The sequence below is a fragment of the Flavobacteriales bacterium genome, from assembly GCA_016700415.1.
In the GTDB taxonomy this organism is placed as follows: Bacteria; Bacteroidota; Bacteroidia; order Flavobacteriales_F; family PHOS-HE28; genus PHOS-HE28.
Map to the genome: position 1 here is coordinate 1,157,513 of CP065018.1, position 15,930 is coordinate 1,173,442.

15 protein-coding genes and 1 pseudogene are annotated in these 15,930 nt (G+C 60.3%); 6 read left to right on the forward strand and 10 right to left on the reverse strand.

Translation table 11 applies throughout. From position 1 onward, the window contains the following. Positions 1 to 36: 36 nt before the first annotated feature. From IPP95_04900 to IPP95_04910, 3 genes are all read right to left on the reverse strand, one after another. Complete coding sequence (locus tag IPP95_04900; protein QQS73565.1) at positions 37 to 1,263, reverse strand: glycosyltransferase family 39 protein; 1,227 nt, start codon at positions 1,261 to 1,263, stop codon at positions 37 to 39. 202 nt (positions 1,264 to 1,465) lie between these two features. After that, positions 1,466 to 1,912: an SET domain-containing protein gene (locus tag IPP95_04905; GenBank protein QQS73566.1), complete on the reverse strand. Its 447-nt coding sequence runs from the start codon at positions 1,910 to 1,912 to the stop codon at positions 1,466 to 1,468. A gap of 122 nt (positions 1,913 to 2,034) precedes the next feature. After that, positions 2,035 to 2,928, reverse strand: coding sequence for an OmpA family protein (locus tag IPP95_04910; protein QQS73567.1), 894 nt, complete (start codon positions 2,926 to 2,928; stop codon positions 2,035 to 2,037). A 166-nt stretch (positions 2,929 to 3,094) separates the two neighbouring features. Here IPP95_04910 and IPP95_04915 point away from each other — a divergent pair, with 166 nt between their 5' ends. The 5 genes and pseudogenes from IPP95_04915 (at position 3,095) to IPP95_04935 (ending at position 8,452) form a co-directional block, all read left to right on the forward strand. Continuing rightward, positions 3,095 to 4,522 carry a spore maturation protein gene (locus IPP95_04915; protein ID QQS73568.1) on the forward strand — a complete coding sequence of 476 codons (1,428 nt, stop codon included), beginning with the start codon at positions 3,095 to 3,097 and terminating at the stop codon, positions 4,520 to 4,522. 80 nt (positions 4,523 to 4,602) lie between these two features. Then, a complete protein-coding gene (locus IPP95_04920) occupies positions 4,603 to 5,094 on the forward strand; it encodes an SET domain-containing protein-lysine N-methyltransferase (protein QQS73569.1) in 492 nt (163 codons plus the stop codon). 3 nt (positions 5,095 to 5,097) lie between these two features. Further along, a pseudogene (locus IPP95_04925) lies at positions 5,098 to 5,583 on the forward strand (SET domain-containing protein-lysine N-methyltransferase). Between the two features lie 74 nt (positions 5,584 to 5,657). Further along, positions 5,658 to 6,302, forward strand: a complete 645-nt coding sequence (locus IPP95_04930) for an outer membrane lipoprotein carrier protein LolA (protein QQS73570.1) — start codon at positions 5,658 to 5,660, stop codon at positions 6,300 to 6,302. A 164-nt stretch (positions 6,303 to 6,466) separates the two neighbouring features. Beyond that, on the forward strand, positions 6,467 to 8,452 hold the full coding sequence (locus IPP95_04935; GenBank protein ID QQS73571.1) for a KUP/HAK/KT family potassium transporter: 1,986 nt from the start codon (positions 6,467 to 6,469) through the stop codon (positions 8,450 to 8,452). 111 nt (positions 8,453 to 8,563) lie between these two features. Here IPP95_04935 and IPP95_04940 read toward each other — a convergent pair whose 3' ends face one another. From IPP95_04940 to IPP95_04970, 7 genes are all read right to left on the reverse strand, one after another. Further along, positions 8,564 to 9,319: a TerB family tellurite resistance protein gene (locus tag IPP95_04940; protein ID QQS73572.1), complete on the reverse strand. Its 756-nt coding sequence runs from the start codon at positions 9,317 to 9,319 to the stop codon at positions 8,564 to 8,566. Positions 9,320 to 9,327: 8 nt separating this feature from the next. Next, complete coding sequence (locus IPP95_04945; GenBank protein ID QQS74197.1) at positions 9,328 to 10,131, reverse strand: TPM domain-containing protein; 804 nt, start codon at positions 10,129 to 10,131, stop codon at positions 9,328 to 9,330. 2 nt (positions 10,132 to 10,133) lie between these two features. Then, the gene (locus IPP95_04950) at positions 10,134 to 10,565 is read right to left on the reverse strand and encodes a TPM domain-containing protein (GenBank protein QQS74198.1); all 432 of its coding nucleotides are present in this window, start codon (positions 10,563 to 10,565) and stop codon (positions 10,134 to 10,136) included. 14 nt (positions 10,566 to 10,579) lie between these two features. Beyond that, positions 10,580 to 11,167 carry a LemA family protein gene (locus IPP95_04955; protein ID QQS73573.1) on the reverse strand — a complete coding sequence of 196 codons (588 nt, stop codon included), beginning with the start codon at positions 11,165 to 11,167 and terminating at the stop codon, positions 10,580 to 10,582. 221 nt (positions 11,168 to 11,388) lie between these two features. Continuing rightward, positions 11,389 to 11,934 (reverse strand): transposase, encoded by a 546-nt coding sequence (locus IPP95_04960; GenBank protein QQS73574.1) that lies wholly within the window; start codon positions 11,932 to 11,934, stop codon positions 11,389 to 11,391. A gap of 145 nt (positions 11,935 to 12,079) precedes the next feature. Further along, the gene (locus IPP95_04965) at positions 12,080 to 13,012 is read right to left on the reverse strand and encodes an isoaspartyl peptidase/L-asparaginase (protein ID QQS73575.1); all 933 of its coding nucleotides are present in this window, start codon (positions 13,010 to 13,012) and stop codon (positions 12,080 to 12,082) included. Beyond that, a complete protein-coding gene (locus IPP95_04970; protein QQS74199.1) occupies positions 13,012 to 13,359 on the reverse strand; it encodes a DUF4920 domain-containing protein in 348 nt (115 codons plus the stop codon). The genes IPP95_04965 and IPP95_04970 overlap by 1 nt, the downstream gene beginning before the upstream one ends. Before the next feature lie 281 nt (positions 13,360 to 13,640). On the opposite strand from IPP95_04970, the gene IPP95_04975 reads away from it, so the two are divergent. Further along, entirely contained in the window at positions 13,641 to 15,689 is a 2,049-nt protein-coding gene (locus IPP95_04975) for a M13 family metallopeptidase (GenBank protein QQS73576.1), read from the forward strand. Positions 15,690 to 15,930: the final 241 nt, after the last annotated feature.

Genomic DNA, 15,930 nt, shown 5'->3' on the forward strand with positions numbered 1-15,930 from the left:
TCCACCGCCTCACGGCTCATATCAACCGACCATCTGTCAACGGCCTTGTAGGGGCTTTCGGCAGCTGACCCCCCACAACCATGCTGCGCCTGTGAAAGCCACGAGCATCAAAACAGGTTCCACCACCAGACGGTGCCGGGTTTCCACATAGAAAAAGGCTTGCGCGATGGAATAGAGGAAGAGCGTGATCAACAACAAACGGATGGAGTTGTTGGCCTGGCGCATAGCAAGGATCAACATCACGAACACCACCGCAGCATATGCTTGGTACAACGTCGCTGCCCACGCCCCGATGCCTGCATGATGCATCCCGAGGTGGGTCCGGAAGACCCAGAAGTTGCGGAGCTTCACCCCCATCATCCTGAACCACAGCATCGGCTTCGCGCTTATCGCTTCCTTCCACCGGCGAGTGAAAAACGTGGACTGCTCCACGGGCGACATGCCGCTCAAAGCCAACAGGTCCGTTGGTTCCAACAACGCGGTGTAGTTCTGCCCATCAGCGAGTTGAGCCGTGCCTTCGGTGGTTTCTTGCACACCCAACCATAGGTTCTGCCCGGTGGCGGAATTCAAACTCCAAGCACCAAGAAGCGAATGGTTCCTCACCATCCAGGATCCGGTGGGCAGGACCAACAGGATCAACATGGCCTGCTTCAAGCGAAGGTGCTTCAGGTCGAATAGTAAAGCGCGTTGCCGCCAAACGAAAGGCAACAGGAAGACCACTGCCGTAGGTCTGTTCAACAGTGCGACACCGGCCAACACTGCATAACCGATCAACGCCTGCCAATTTGCCCACCGGACCGCCCAAGCACCAGTGAGCAAGGCCAGCGCAAAGAGCATATCCAATGCAAAAGGATGTACCATCCGCACTTGGTACACCGCAATGAAAGGACTTAGGCCGGTGCAGAGGGCGACAAGCAAAGCGGTAGGCCGGTTCTTTGCCTCATCATCAAGCACAAGCCGCGCCAAATGGTAGACGAGCCAAGCCGATGCTGCGCCACAAAGCACCTGGAACACAAGCACGCCGTATATACCAATGCCACTCGCCAACAGCGCTGCAACAAGGGCCGGGTAAACCGGGAACTGGTAGTTCGGGTTCCATACACCAAGGTGACCATAGCGGAACTCGCCCGTCCGAAGCCATTCAACAGCGATGGTATGCGGCTCGAACAAGTCCACGGGTTCCAGTACGAAAAGCTTGATCAGCACCGGCAACGCGATCACCCAAAACAGCGGGTCGGTGAGCAAAGATCGTGGCGGGCGCATGGCGATGCGAAGGTGTGGTAAAACACCCCCATCTTCACCTCCGTCCCATCATAGGGTCCGCTTTATGTTGGAGATGCCGGTCGGCGGGGGCCGCCAGGCGGCGCTGGACGAGATGCTGCGAACTGCGGTTGGACGGCTGATGAAGGGACCGCTCGTATTACGTTGGTCTCCTCCGAACATGTACTTCGAAGTCCCCGCAGTATCATCTCCTCAGGACTTTGCTTTGGGACTGCTCCCCATGCCGCACCCAATACCGTTTGCCATAGCCGCACAATACCTCCTCTCCCACCCGGATCCGTCGCGTAACTCGCAAACACACCCGATCTCGATCATCCAACGCGATCACGGCATTGTTGCGCAATTCGGTGCATGCACTCCCCTGCGCATCGTTGGCGAACTTGGCGAAGCCCTCCACGCCCATGGCATCCAAGGTGGTGCCGTCCGGCAGTTCCATGAAGTAACGGTCCAGCCCGTTTGCGGCACGATCGCTGGCTTCCTTGGCGGATAGCCGTTCGCCGTGGAAGATGGCGATCACCTCGTCCTTGTAGAGGGTAATGGCGGTAAATAGGCCTTGCCCGGCACCCGGCAAACCGGAAGGGGCCGTGTAGAGGTAATCCTCTTCCTCTATCTGAATTCCATCGGGGTCCATGCAGGTGCGAACATAGCCCGATGCTCCTGAAAAATTTCGAAGTCCCCGTATGCTGATCCAGAGACCAAATAAGAAAACGCCCCGGAAAGAGATCCGGGGCGTTCCAAAAGATCGAGGTGAGATCAATTCCCTCCCTCCATCTCCGTCGCCTTCTTCAGTCCGTCCTCGATCATGTTGTAGAACTGGTCCATTTTAGGCAGGATCACGATGCGGGTGCGGCGGTTCTTGGAACGGTCCGCAGGAGTGTCGTTCGGCACGAGCGGCACGAATTGGGAACGGCCTCCTGCGGTGATGCGCGCTGGGTCCACACCGAGGTCGTCCGTGAGCACCCGGGTGATCGCCGTGGCGCGCAGCACGCTCAGGTCCCAGTTGTCCTTGATACAATCCTTGCTGATGGGCACGTTGTCCGTATGGCCTTCCACGAGGACGTCCATCTGGGGCTTGTCGTTCAGCACGGTGGCCACTTTGCCCAGCACGTTCTTCGCGTTGGGCCCGATCGTGGTGCTGCCGCTGGGGAAGAGCATCTTGTCACTGAGGGAGATGAAGACCACGCTCTTCTCCACGTTGATGGTGACGTCCGTGTCGTTGAGGTTGCCGAGCGAGCTCTTCAGGCTGATCACCAACGCCAGTGTCACGGAGTCCTTTTTAGTCAGGGCGTCGCTCATGTTGCGGATCTGGAGGTCCTTTTCCTTGATGCTCTCCAACGATTTTTCCAGATTGGAGGCTTCCTTCGCGCTGAGCGTTGCCATGTTGCCCACGTTGTTCAGGAGTGCTTGGTTGGTCACGCTCATCTCTGCCACCTGGTCCTTGAGGTGGTCGATGCTGGTCTGCAGGTTGCTGTTCTTGGATTCCATGGCAGCCTTGGCGGCGTTGCATTCATCCAAGGCGCGGTTCGCGTCATCAAGCTTGCCGTGCAGCGTTTCATTGGATAGCTGGATGGCGGTGTATTTCTTTTTGGAAACACAGGAGCCGAGCGCGAGGGATACGGCCAAGAGAAGGAGAAGTGGTTTGTTCATGGGGGATGGATGAGGCCTCGAAGATAGCGCGCATGCAGTGCCGGCATTCGTGCCTTGTTCAAGCCTGAGGAAGCATTGTCTTGCACATCCCATTGTTCACCATGGAGCCATCCGTGGGCGCGTGCGGCACCACAAACGCCGCTTCTTTGCATGGCAACACCTGCGCATGGCACTCAGTCGTTTTTGGACGTTCATCCTCATCCTCAGCATCGGCTATGTGCTGGTGATGCTGGCGGCGGGCAGGCAGCACAGCCTCGGCACGCTGGTGAACGGGAACCAGGGCGACCCGATGTTGGTGGCGGAGAAGGACAGTGCGGACCTGCACGGTACCGGACTGTTGGTGGAATTGCGCGCCGCAGGTGAAAATGGCGTGATGCGCGGCGACACGCTGATCACCCTCGGCAAGGGCGGCATGGTGCGCTACACCCATGGCACCCAGGCGGCTGACGGTCTGTTCGAGACGTGCAAGAACACGGTGATGGACCTGTGGCTACCGCTGATCGGTTACCTCACCTTCTTCTGCGGCCTGATGAACCTGCTGGTGGACTCGCGTGCCATGGAGAAACTGGCCCACTTCCTCTCCCCGATATTCCGCCGCATTTTCCCGGATCTGCCGAAGGACCATCCGGCCTACGGCTACATGACGCTGAACTTCGCCGCCAACTTCCTCGGCCTGGACAATGCCGCCACGCCCTTCGGCCTGAAGGCGATGGAGAGCATGCAGGAGAGCAATCCCACGCCGGACCGCGCCACGAACAGCCAGATCATGTTCCTCTGCTTGCACGCGGCGGGCCTCACGCTACTGCCCACCAGCATCATCGGGTACCGGGCGGCGATGGGCGCGGCGAACCCGGCGGACATCATGATCCCCTGCATCGTAACCAGCTTCGTGGGGACGCTCGCGGCCATGATCTTTGTCAGCATCCGCCAGCGCATCAACCTCTTCAACCTTCCGGTGATGCTCTTCGTGGTGGGCATCAGCGTCACCATCGGCGGGTTGATGGCGTACATCAGCGGGCTGTCGGGCGCGGCCAAGTTCCACTTCACGGACAACCTTGGCAACGGGATGCTGCTCGGGATCATCCTGCTGATCGTCGCCTATGCCTTCGTGCATGAGCGGTTTTTCAAGGAGAAAGGCACCAACATGTTCGACTCGTTCATCCAAGGGTCGAAAGACGGCTGGACCACCGGCCTACGCGTGCTGCCCTACATGCTGGCGATGCTGGCGGCGCTGAGTATTTTCCGCAACAGCGGGCTGATGACGATCGTGATGGACGGCTTCTCGAGCGCATTGGCCTTTTTCAATGTGGACCGGGAGATCATTGACGCCATCCCGGTAGCCCTGATGCGCCCCTTCAGTGCGGGCGGCTCACGGGGCTTCATGCTGGACGCGATGAAGACCTATGGAGCGGACAGCCTCACCGGGCAACTTTCCTCCGTGCTGCAGGGCGCCGCCGAGACCACCTTCTATGTGATCGCGCTCTACTTCGGCTCGGTGAACGTGAAGGACACGCGCTACACCTTGGGCATCATGCTGCTGGTGGACCTGGTCTGCGTGCTGACGGCGATCGCGGTGTGTACGCTGTACTTCTAACGTCCCAACTCACCGTTTTTTACCGTTCTCACCGTTCGCGCTGTTGGCACTGTAAATTCGTGCCTCTTTTCCGCTTCCCCATGTCCAGCAAGATCGTCCAGCGCAACTCCAAGATCCATGGCCAAGGCGTGTTCGCCACAGCTCCCATCGCAGCCGGCGAGGAGGTGATCGAGTACAAGGGGAAGCTGCGCACCCATGCGGATGTGGACGATGAATACGGCGGCAAGGATACCGGCCACACCTTCCTCTTCATCCTGAACGACACCTATGTGATCGATGCCAACATCGGCGGCAATGTGGCGCGATGGCTGAACCATGGCTGCGCACCGAACTGCCAGGCCTTCGTGATCGAAGATGAAAGCGGCGACCCGCGCAAGGACAGTGTGGTGATCGAGGCGCTGCGCGATATTGAAGAAGGCGAAGAGCTCACCTATGACTACGACATCCGGATCGAGGAGCCCATCACTGCGGAAGAGCGCCGGTTGTGGGCCTGCCATTGCGGTGCACCGGGCTGCACCGGAACGATGATCCGGAGCGCAAAGACCGGCAAACGGGCCGCCGTCACGGCCTGAGCGATGGGATGCCCCATCATCGTGCGCCGATCACGGATCCACGGCCATGGGGTCTTCGCCGCACGTGACCTTCCAGAACGCACGGAGCTGATCGAATACACGGGACGGCTCATCACCTTCACCGAAGCCGATCTATCGTACGACGAGATCTATAAGGGGCACACCTTCCTGTTCACGCTGAACGATGCATGGATCATCGATGGCAACGTGGGCGGCAACGATGCGCGCTGGTTCAACCACGGCTGCGAGCCCAACTGCATCCCCTACCTGCACGCCCACCCCCGCGACAGGCGCAAGGACCGTGTCATCATCGAGACGCTTCGGGATGTGGACGAGGGCGAATAGCTGAGCTACGACTACGGCATCAGTTTCGATGTGCCCTATTCCGCAAGGCTGAAGAGGATCTGGGCATGCCGCTGCGGCGCAGCCTCCTGTTCCGGCACCCTGCTGAAGCCCATGAGCCATATCCGGCAGCCGGAACCCTGCTGAACTTGGCACGCCGCTTGCCGTTCCGGCACCGTCCTAACTTTGCACACCATCCGGGAAACCTTGCCGATTACCTTATGAAACAAACACTCCTCCTCCTCGCCACGCTGCTGTTCACCCTGCACGCCATCGGCCAGGACGACCCCAAGAGCAAGGCCATCGTGGATGCGCTGATCGCGAAGAACAAGAGCTACACCAGCTTCGACGCGGACTTTAGCAGCCGATTGGTCAACACGGACAGTAAATTGGACATCAAGCAGGATGGCAACGTAAAAGTCAAGGGCCGCAAGTTCCGGCTCACCCTGTTGGACAACATCGTGATCAACGACGGCACCGCACTCTGGACGTACAGCAAGAAGAGCAACGAGGTGAGCATCAGCGACCCGAAGGAAATGGACGAGACGCTGGACCCCGCCAACCTCTTCAACGTGTACGAGAAGGGCTTCAAGAGCCAGTATGTGGGCACCAGCACCGAGGGCGGAGTGGCGGTGGAGACGATCAAGCTCTTCCCGCTGGACCCCTCCAAAAAGCCTTTCCACACCGTGATCCTTACGGTGGACAAGAACAAGATGGAACCACGCAAAGTGGAGATGAAGTACAAGGACGGCAACGAGGTGACCTATGTACTGAAGAACTTCAGGCCCAATGCCGATATGGTGGAGGCGCTCTTCGCTTTCGACAAAAGCAAATTCCCCGGTGTGGAGGTGAACGATATGCGGTGATCTCGCCCAGGGTCCCACGAAGTGGACCTTGAGTTCGAATATCCGGTGATCGGGCGGCTACCGACCGCTACTGCTGACCGCCACTATCTACTCCCACTTCCAGCCGTCTCCCTACATTCGCCGCCCGTTGCCGGACCAGGCCCTCCGGCCGCCATTCACGGCCCATGCAAAAAGCGCACACGCATCCCTTGTCCTGGGCGGGCATGCTGGTCACGCTGGGGATCATCTTCGGCGACATCGGTACTTCACCGTTGTATGTGTTCAAAGCGATCATGGGCGAGACCACGCCCATCAGCGAGCGCGTGGTGCTGGGCGCCTTGAGCTGCATTTTCTGGACGCTCACCCTACAGACCACCTTCAAGTACATCCTCATCACCCTTCGCGCTGACAACCGCGGGGAAGGTGGCGTCTTCTCCCTGTACACGCTGGTGCGCCGCTTCGGGAAATGGGTCTGGATGCCGGCCATCATCGGTGCGGCCACCTTGTTGGCGGACGGGATCCTCACCCCGCCGATCTCCGTGGCGGCCGCCATCGAGGGCTTGGGCGGCGTTGAGGTGTTCGCGGGCATCATCGCCCCGGGCAACACGGCCACGGTGCTCATCGTGGTGGCCATCATCAGCCTGTTGTTCTTCTTCCAGCGCTTCGGCACCAAGGTGGTGGGCCTGGCATTCGGCCCCATCATGTTCGTCTGGTTCGGCATGCTGCTGATGCTGGGCCTGTCGCACCTGGTACGGACGCCGCACGTATTGGCCAGCCTCAACCCCATGTACGCGGTGGACCTGCTCACGCGGTACCCCGGCGGCTTCTGGTTGCTCGGCGCGGTGTTCCTATGCACCACCGGTGCTGAAGGGCTGTACAATGACATGGGCCATTGCGGCCGCCGCAACATCCAGAGCACATGGATCTTCGTGAAGACGGCCTTGGTGTGCAACTACATGGGCCAAGGTGCATGGCTGCTGGAGCATCAGGGCATGTTGCTGGAAGGGCGCAACCCGTTCTATGAGGTGATGCCGCAGTGGTTCCTTCTCACGGGCGTCGGCATCGCGACCTTGGCGGCCATCGTTGCTTGCCAAGCGGTGATCAGCGGGTCGTTCACCTTGATCAACGAGGCCATCACATTGAACTTCTGGCCCCGGGTGAAGGTGAAGTTCCCCACCGTGGTGCGCGGGCAGATCTACATCCCCAGCGTGAATTGGCTGCTCTGGGCGGGCTGTGTCGGCGTGATGTTCTACTTCCGCAGCAGCGGCAACATGGAAGCTGCTTACGGCTTCTTCATCGTGGTGGCCATGCTGATGACCACCGTGCTGCTCTTCGGCTACCTGCGCTTCGTGCGGCGCTGGCACATGGCGCTGGTGCTCCTGGTGATCGGCGTGTTCTTCACCTTGGAGCTCGCCAACTTCGTGGCGAATGCCGTGAAGATCCTGCACCGGCCCTGGTTGGTGGTGGCGGTGTTGCTGGTGTTCGGGGTGATGTTCACCTGGTACAGGGCGCGTAAGATCATCAACCGCTTCATCAAATTCGTGCCGTTGATGGATCACGCCCAAGCGCTGCGCGACCTCAGCGCCGACCGCGACCTGCCCAAGTTCGCCACGCACCTGGTCTACCTCACCAAGGCGAACAACCCCGGCCAAGTGGAGAGCCAGATCATCAACAGCATCCTGGCGCGGAAAGTGAAGCGGGCCGAGATCTACTGGTTCGTTCACGTGAACTACACGGACGAGCCGTACACCATGGAATACCGTGTCTCGGAGCTGATCGACGACAAGGTGATCCGCGTGGACTTCGACCTGGGCTTCCGTGTGCAACCACGCGTGAACCTGCTGTTCCGCCGGGTGCTGGAGGAACTGGACGCCGACCACGAACTGAACTTCCGGAACAAGTACGAAAGCATCAAGAAAGGCGACTTCCACACGGACATCTGCTACGTGATCACCGAGCGCATCCTCTCGGTTGAGAACGAGTTCAGCGTGCGTGACAACTTCATTCTGGACGTGTACTACAGTTTGAAGCACCTGGCCTTGAGCGACCGGGAGGCCATGGGACTGGACCCGAACGTAACGGTGGTGGAGCAGGTCCCGCTGGTGATCCAGGCCGTGCGGGAGATCCCGCTGAAGCGCGTCAGCATGACGCGGCAGGGGAAGCGGGAGTGAGGATCGAGGGATTTCTTTGGTACAGGGTATAGGGTACAATGCCGCACATTCGGTATTCAGTACCCTGTACCCTGTACCCTGTACTCGATACCCGGTACCCTGTACCAGCAATTACTTCAACCCTCTCTCCCGCTCGATCCGCTCCCAGGCCTCCTGCACCTTCTTGAATTTTTCGGAAGCCGCTTTCTGGAACTCCTCGCCGAGGTGGGCCACACGGTCGGGGTGGTGCTTCATGGCGGCGCGGCGATAGGCCTTCTTCACCTCCTCGTCGCTGGCTTTGGGATCCACTTCAATGATGGTGTATGCCGATGCCGCTGACGGCCCCCCGAACATGGCATCGAGCGAGGCCAGGTCCTTCTGACTGATGCCCATGTCCGCGGCGATGCGCTCCAGTACTTGGTGTTCGGCAATATGGACCCTGCCGTCGGCGTGTGCCAGGCCGATGAGGTAATGCATCACCTGCAGGCGCTCCGGATGGGACAAATGCCCACGGATCTGCGCACAGACATCGCGGAGCGGGATGTCGCGCTTCAGCACATCACGCAGGAGGCGCAGCAGTTCCGCGCTGTGCTGCGGTCCGAACTGTTGGACAAAGAACTTGCGGACATGGCCCAGTTCGCCGTGGGTCGGCTTGCCATCGGCCTTCATCACCGCGGCGGTGAGCACCACCAAGCTGAGGGCCAGATCCCCGGACGTGGCCGGCCCCTGCGTAGGCCGTGCCCGTTGCCCTGCACCCGGTTTGGCCACTACGATGCCTTGGGCGTTGTCCATCAACGCGCCGAGCGCAAAGCCCACCACGGCGCCGATGGGCGTGCCCGTGAGCGCGAAGCCCAAGCTCCCGAAGATCCACTTGTTGTAACCGGCCATACGATACGTTACCAGGAACCACCGGCCCCACCGCCGCCGAAGCCGCCGCCACCGAAACCGCCAAAGCCTCCCCCGCCCCCACCGAAGCCTCCTCCGCCGCCGCCGGAGAAGCCGCCCCAGCGTCCGCTATGCGAGGAACCGGCCGCGTTCATCAGCGCCCAAGCGGCCCAGAAATCGAGGCTGTTCACCCGGGCGTATTTCCGCGTACGGCGCACCATCGACCAGAAAATGAACAGGAATAACGCGAGGATCATCAGCAGCGGCACCCAAGGCACGGGCTTCTCACCGTAGCTCTTCGCGTTGATCTCGCCCTTGGCCAAGGCCATCAGCACGTCGGTGGCTTTGTCCATGCCGCCGTAGAAGTCGCCATTGCGGAACCGCGGCAGCACTTCCTCGTCCACGATGCGCTTGGCGATGAGGTCAGGGATGGCACCTTCCAGCCCATAGCCCACGGCGATGAACACATGGCGGTCGCCGGCCCTGCCGTTGGGCTTCACCAAGATCAGCACCCCGTTGTCGATGCCCTTCTTGCCAAAACCCCAGGCCTGGCCCAATTCGAAGGCGAAGTCGGAAGCGGGATAGCCGCAGAGCGTGTCCACGGCCACGATGGCGATCCGGTTGCTGGTCTCGCGGGCGAAATTCACCAGCTTGTTGTTCAGGTCCGCCTCTTGTTGCTTGTCCAAGAAGTTGGTGTACTGAAAAACAAGTTGATCCTCATTCGCGGGTTTGGGAGGGAAGCAAGGGTCCATTTCCGCCGCGGATCCCCACACGGTGATCGAAGCGAACGCAAAGAGAAGCAGGGACCGCAGCACTTTCATATTCCGAAGCTCACGTCGTCGTTCAGTTCGTTCACGTCGTCGCGCTGGTGGGGAAAATGCTCGCGGAGCTGCTCGCCGAGCCGTTCCACTCCGGCGCACAGGCCTTCGCAGAAACGGTCCTGCTTGAAATCCTCCAGGATCAGGTCCAGCACACCGTGCCAATAATCATCGCCCAGTTTGGCGTGGATGGCCACATCACCGATCACGGCCACCTTCCGCCCGGGAATGCTCACATAGATCAGCACGCCGTTGCGGTCCTTCGTCCTGGCCATCCCGAGGTCGTCGAAGACGAAGGCCGCGTGATCGAGCACATCCTCCATGATGGCCACGTCGAGGTGTACGCGGATCTCGCCACTGGTGCGCTTCTCCGCGGCACGGACGGCATCACGTACCCGGCCCAGCTCCTCGGCCGTAAGCCACTCCTCGATGTCCACCCGCTGCTTCACTTGCCGAAGTCGATGTCGGGTGCGGTATCAGTGCCTTCTTGCGCCGTGAAGTAACCTTTCTCGGTAAAGCCGAAGATGCCCGCGAGGAAATTGTTGGGGATCTGCTTGATCTTGGAGTTGTATGCCCGTGCCAGGTCGTTGAACTTGCGGCGCTCCACGCCGATGCGGTTCTCCATGCCCTCGTACTGCGCTTGGAAATCGCGGAAGGCCGTAGTGGTCTTCAGGTCGGGGTAGCGTTCCACGGTGACCATGAGGCGGCTGAGCGCGCCGGTGAGCTGCTGCTGGGCCTGCTCGAACTGCGCCATCTTCTCCGGAGTAAGGTCATTCGCGTTCAGCTGGATGCTGGTGGCCTTGGCGCGGGCGTTGATCACGTCGGTAAGGGTGGTCTTCTCGAAATCCGCCGAGCCCTTGATGATCTCCACGATGTTCTTCGTCTTGTCAGCACGCAACTGGTATGCGTTCTCCACGTTGCTCCATTGGGCTTTCACGCCCTCGTCCATGCCCACCATGCCCCGTTGGAAGCTGATGGCCCAGAGAACGACGGCGGCAATGGCCACGAGAATGATGATGGTGGAACGTTTCATGTTCAAGGATCGCAGGGTTGATGATCCGTACAAAGATGCACGGCTTGCCGGAACCGGCCATCAGGATCAGGGTGAACGGTCGGAGAAAGTGAATAGCGGTGTGTGGAGCGACCGCTTAGGTTGAACCGCAACGCTCGCAACGGACGCAACGGGAACAATGGCTACCGTATCGAAGGTCCGCTGGCCGAGCAGTGCATTCCGTTGGGCATTCGTTGAGAGCGTTAAACCAACTCCACCTTGACCAAGCCATTTCCATTGGCATAGTCGATCGCGGAGCTGTGCAAATAGTGTTCGGGCAGCCTAACAAAGTGTGCCTTCACCGGGTTGTTATGGATGTAATCGATCACATTGGTCCTGTGTTCAACATCTTCGATCAGCACGGCATGACTGTCGTCCTCCCAGAGTTTGAACTCATCGGATCGGGCTACTTGTCGTGCCCGGAAAGCCATCCTGTCAAGAAGCCAGTGGCGCCTGCTTTCTATCCCGGTCTGAATGTGTTCGCGGATCGAGCGTGAGGTGAATTTCTTCAGGTCCCGTGTAATATCGCTCAGCCGAAAACCCTCACGCGCATAACCCAATAGGTGCAGGTGATTGGACATGAGCACCCAAGCATTGATCGAAAACCCCTTGTTGGCGACACAAAAGTTGAGCGAATCCACGACGATCGCCATGTGCTCCTTGCGTGTGAACACATCCATCCAATCGATCACGGTGAACGTGAGGAAATAAAGATCGTTTTGACGATGGATGCGGTAGGCTTCGCCCATGGTCGGAAATTAAATACATAATCCCGATCGGAGATCGGCTTCCCGTCCGGTCGCGTCTGAGACGCCGACCGAGATCCGAGAACCCTCCATCGGCCGCCATCGGACACGTCTCCGACGTGTCCGGCCGGGAAAAGCGTCTCTGACGCTAAAATATCCCCACCTCCTCCCCGCGCCCGTCGATCCGCGCGCGGTACATGCCGGTGCAGTTGAAGTCCAGCACGATGTGCCCGTGTTTGTCCACGGCGATCAGGCCGCCCTCGCCGTCCAGCGGTGGCAGTTTTTCATGCACCACGATGTGCACCGCTTCTTCCAGCGAAAGGCCCTTGTAGGCCATCAACGCGTGAACGTCGTGAGCGGCCACGGCACGCAGGAAAGCCTCGCCATTGCCGGTGCAGCTGATGGCGCAGGTGGCGTCATTGGCGTATGTGCCGGCACCGATCACCGGGCTGTCGCCGATGCGTTGCCAGCGTTTGTTCGTCATGCCGCCGGTGCTGGTGGCGGCCGCCAAGTGGCCTTGCGCGTCAAGCGCCACGGCACCTACCGTCCCGAATTTCTTTTCGCCCGCGCTGTGGTCCAAGCGTACTTCGGCACTGCCGCGCACCTCCTGCCATTGGTCGTGGCGCAGTTGGTCGAAGAAATATTCGTCGTCCTCCAGTTCCACTTTCTGTTCGTGCGCGAATTCGAAAGCACCGCGCCCGCCGAGCATCACATGGCCGCTCTTCTCCATCACCAAGCGCGCTAGGCCAACGGGGTTCTTCACGTTCCCCACGCCGGCCACGGCACCCGCGCGCAGGTCGCTGCCTTGCATGATCGCGGCGTCCATCTCGTGCGTGCCACCCGCTGTGAAAACAGCACCACGCCCTGCATTGAACAGCGGTGTGTCCTCCAGCACGCGCACGGCGGCCTCCACGGCATCCAATGCGCTTCCGCCGGCAGTGAGCACGGCATGGCCGCGCCGGACAGCGGCGGAGAGCGCGCCTCGATAAGCACTTTCTTTCTCCGGCGTCAAGGCCGAAGGGTCCAACGTGCCCGCGCCCCCGTGGACGGCAATGGCCACAGGGCTGTGAGCAGCGGACATCACTCTTTGATCAGCACGCCGTCCGCCTCGAACGTCCAGCTCATCTCCGGCTCGGTGATCGCGGCGATCTCCTCCTTGCTCTTGCCGGCGTCCTCCGCATAGTGCTGCAGCATGGCCACGCTGGTCACGTCCTTCTTGGCGCGGCCTTGCATCACCACTTCCTTGCCTTCCAGGCCTTTGGTGGGCACGAAGAAGCCATAGTCACGGAAGCGGACCTTCATGGAAGACCCGTCGGCCATCTTCACGTCCATCCAGCAGCCTTTCTTGCCGCAGCTTTCAATGATCTCCGTCGTCACCTTGGTCGCGAGGGAATCCATCTCGGCGGCAGCTTTCGTGAATTCGGCCATGGTGATGGCACCGTCCGCGGTGATGGCATCGCCGTAGCTGACATAATCGCCTTTTTGGACTGCAGGGCTGGCGGAATCCTGTGCGCAAACGGTAAGTGCGGCCGGCGCGAGGAGGAGGAAAAGTAGGTGCTTCATGGGGATTGTTTGGGTCCGCGAAGATAGCTCCTCCCGGTGTCCCGCACTGAATGTCTCACGTAGCGGACACTGAGCGGGATTCCGTAGCTGGCTTTCAGCACTCCGTGTCCGCTTCGCGAGAGTGACACTCCGAGTACTTTCGCACCATGCACCACCATTTTCCCCTCTCCATCCTGCTGCTCCTCGCCGCTTGCGGCACCTCCACCGACACCAAGCAGGCGGAGGCCCCGCCGCGCGCCGACCTCCTCGCCTCCCACATCGACAGCACGGTGAACCCCGGTGACGACTTCTTCGATTTCGCCAACGGAGGCTGGATCCAGGCCAACCCGATCCCCGGCACCGAATCCGCCTGGGGCATCGGCAACTTGATCGTGGAGGAACTGCGGGAGAAGACCCGCAGCATCAACGAGGAAGCCGCCAAGGCCAATGCCGCCAACGGCTCCGACCAGCAGAAGATCGGCGACTTCTGGTCCACCGGCATGGACAGCGCCAAAGCCGATCGGCTGGGCACTACGCCGCTGATCGACCTGCTCCGGCAGATCGATGGGATCACCAATGCGAAGGACGCATTCACCGTGGCCGGCGTTTTGAACCGCGCCGGTGCGGACGTCCTCTACAGTGGTAGCGTGGACCAAGACCCCAAGAACAGCGAGAAGATGGCGGTGAGCCTGTGGCAGGGCGGCCTCGGCCTACCGGACCGCGACTACTACTTCAACAACGAGGCGGGCGTGGCCAAGAACCGCGCCGCCTATCCGGGCCACATCGCCCGTATGCTGCGCTTCCTCGGGCAGGACAGCGCCACTGCGGCCAAAGACGGAGCCGCCGTGATGGCCTTCGAAACCGCGCTCGCCAAGAAGAGCCGAACGCTGGACCAGCAACGTGATCCCTACGCCAACTATAACAAGATGGCCGTAGGCGGTAAGCTCCGCCAGACCACACCGCACATGGACTGGCGCGCCCTTTTAGACAGCTACGGCCTCCAAAAATGTGACACGGTGATCGTGGGCCAGCCGGAATTCCTCGCCGCCGTGGACGGTCTGTTGCAGACCACGTCCGTGCCCACCCTTAAGAACTATTTCCGCTATCACCTGCTCTCCGCCTTCGCGGGCAACCTCAGCAGCCCCATCGACCAGGAGGACTTCAACTTCTACGCCACGAAGCTCTACGGACAGGAACAACAGCGCCCGCGTTGGAAGCGGGTCATCAACGAGGAAGGCGGCTCCATTGGGATGATCGTGGGCAAGGTCTTCGTGAAGGACTACTTCCCCGAGCGCTCCAAAAAGCGCTATGACGGCTTGGTGGAAGCGATCCGCAGCGCCTACCGCGAGCGCATCAAGAACCTGGACTGGATGAGCGACCCCACCAAGGAAAAAGCCTTGGAAAAACTCAACACCATGACCAAGAAAGTGGGCTATCCCGACGTGTGGAAGGACTACAGCACGCTGAAGATCGACACCGTGAGCTATGCCGCCAACGTGCTGGCCGCCAACCGCTGGCACTTCGACGATGAGATGGGCAAATGGGGCAAGCCGGTGGACCGCACCGAATGGGATATGACGCCCCAGACCTACAACGCCTACTACAACCCCAGCAACAACGAGATCGTACTGCCCGCCGGCATCTTCATGCTGCCCGGCCTGCCGGATTCCCTGGCGGACGACGCCATGGTCTACGGTTATGCAGCCGCCAGCACCATCGGGCACGAGATCACCCACGGCTTCGACGATGAAGGCCGCCAGTCCGATGCCAAAGGGAACCTCGCACCCTGGTGGACCCCGGAGGACAGTGCCCACTTCACACAACGGGCCGAGGTGATGGCCAAGCAGTTCGACACCTACGAGCCGATCCCCGGCATCCACATCAACGGCCATGCCACCTTGGGTGAGAACATCGCCGACTTCGGCGGCATCCAGCTGGGCCTTGACGCGTTCAAGAAGACCAACGAGTACAAGAGCGGCAAAAAGATCGCGGGGTACACGCCGTTGCAGCGCTACTTCTTGGGCTACGCGCTGGGATGGCTGGGCCACCAGAAAGAGGAAAGCCTTCGCAGCCGCCTGCTCAGCGACGTCCACAGCCCCGGAAAATACCGCGTGAACGGACCCTTCGCAAACGTGCCGGAATTCTACGAGGCTTTCAACATCAAGGAAGGCCAGCCGATGTGGCGTGCGGACAGCGTGCGGGTAAAGATCTGGTGAGCCCCTTCTCAGGGATCATTCTGGTCGCGGGTATATTTCTTCATCGTTGGCTAACCACCGACGGCTCCATAGCAGCATCTGCTTCAAGCACGCGACCGCTTGGATGCGGTGCTCATTGAGAGCGGCCGAATTCAGGTTCTTGGAGCCGTTTGTTCTCAAGCAAAGGCATGATCCAAGGATCGCGCCGATCCGTCGACACATGTATGCCGGGTCAATAGTGTGTTCATCATGTCGATCCATC

Coding starts and splice junctions, on each gene's coding strand:
- IPP95_04910 (QQS73567.1), bottom strand. CDS start 2,928: ATGAACAAACCACTTCTCCTTCTCTTGGCCGTATCCCTCGCGCTCGGC.
- IPP95_04920 (QQS73569.1), top strand. CDS start 4,603: ATGTCCAGCAAGATCGTCCAGCGCAACTCCAAGATCCATGGCCAAGGC.
- IPP95_04975 (QQS73576.1), top strand. CDS start 13,641: ATGCACCACCATTTTCCCCTCTCCATCCTGCTGCTCCTCGCCGCTTGC.
- IPP95_04960 (QQS73574.1), bottom strand. CDS start 11,934: ATGGGCGAAGCCTACCGCATCCATCGTCAAAACGATCTTTATTTCCTC.
- IPP95_04935 (QQS73571.1), top strand. CDS start 6,467: ATGCAAAAAGCGCACACGCATCCCTTGTCCTGGGCGGGCATGCTGGTC.
- IPP95_04965 (QQS73575.1), bottom strand. CDS start 13,012: ATGTCCGCTGCTCACAGCCCTGTGGCCATTGCCGTCCACGGGGGCGCG.
- IPP95_04915 (QQS73568.1), top strand. CDS start 3,095: ATGGCACTCAGTCGTTTTTGGACGTTCATCCTCATCCTCAGCATCGGC.
- IPP95_04970 (QQS74199.1), bottom strand. CDS start 13,359: ATGGCCGAATTCACGAAAGCTGCCGCCGAGATGGATTCCCTCGCGACC.
- IPP95_04905 (QQS73566.1), bottom strand. CDS start 1,912: ATGGACCCCGATGGAATTCAGATAGAGGAAGAGGATTACCTCTACACG.
- IPP95_04955 (QQS73573.1), bottom strand. CDS start 11,167: ATGAAACGTTCCACCATCATCATTCTCGTGGCCATTGCCGCCGTCGTT.
- IPP95_04900 (QQS73565.1), bottom strand. CDS start 1,263: ATGCGCCCGCCACGATCTTTGCTCACCGACCCGCTGTTTTGGGTGATC.
- IPP95_04940 (QQS73572.1), bottom strand. CDS start 9,319: ATGGCCGGTTACAACAAGTGGATCTTCGGGAGCTTGGGCTTCGCGCTC.
- IPP95_04930 (QQS73570.1), top strand. CDS start 5,658: ATGAAACAAACACTCCTCCTCCTCGCCACGCTGCTGTTCACCCTGCAC.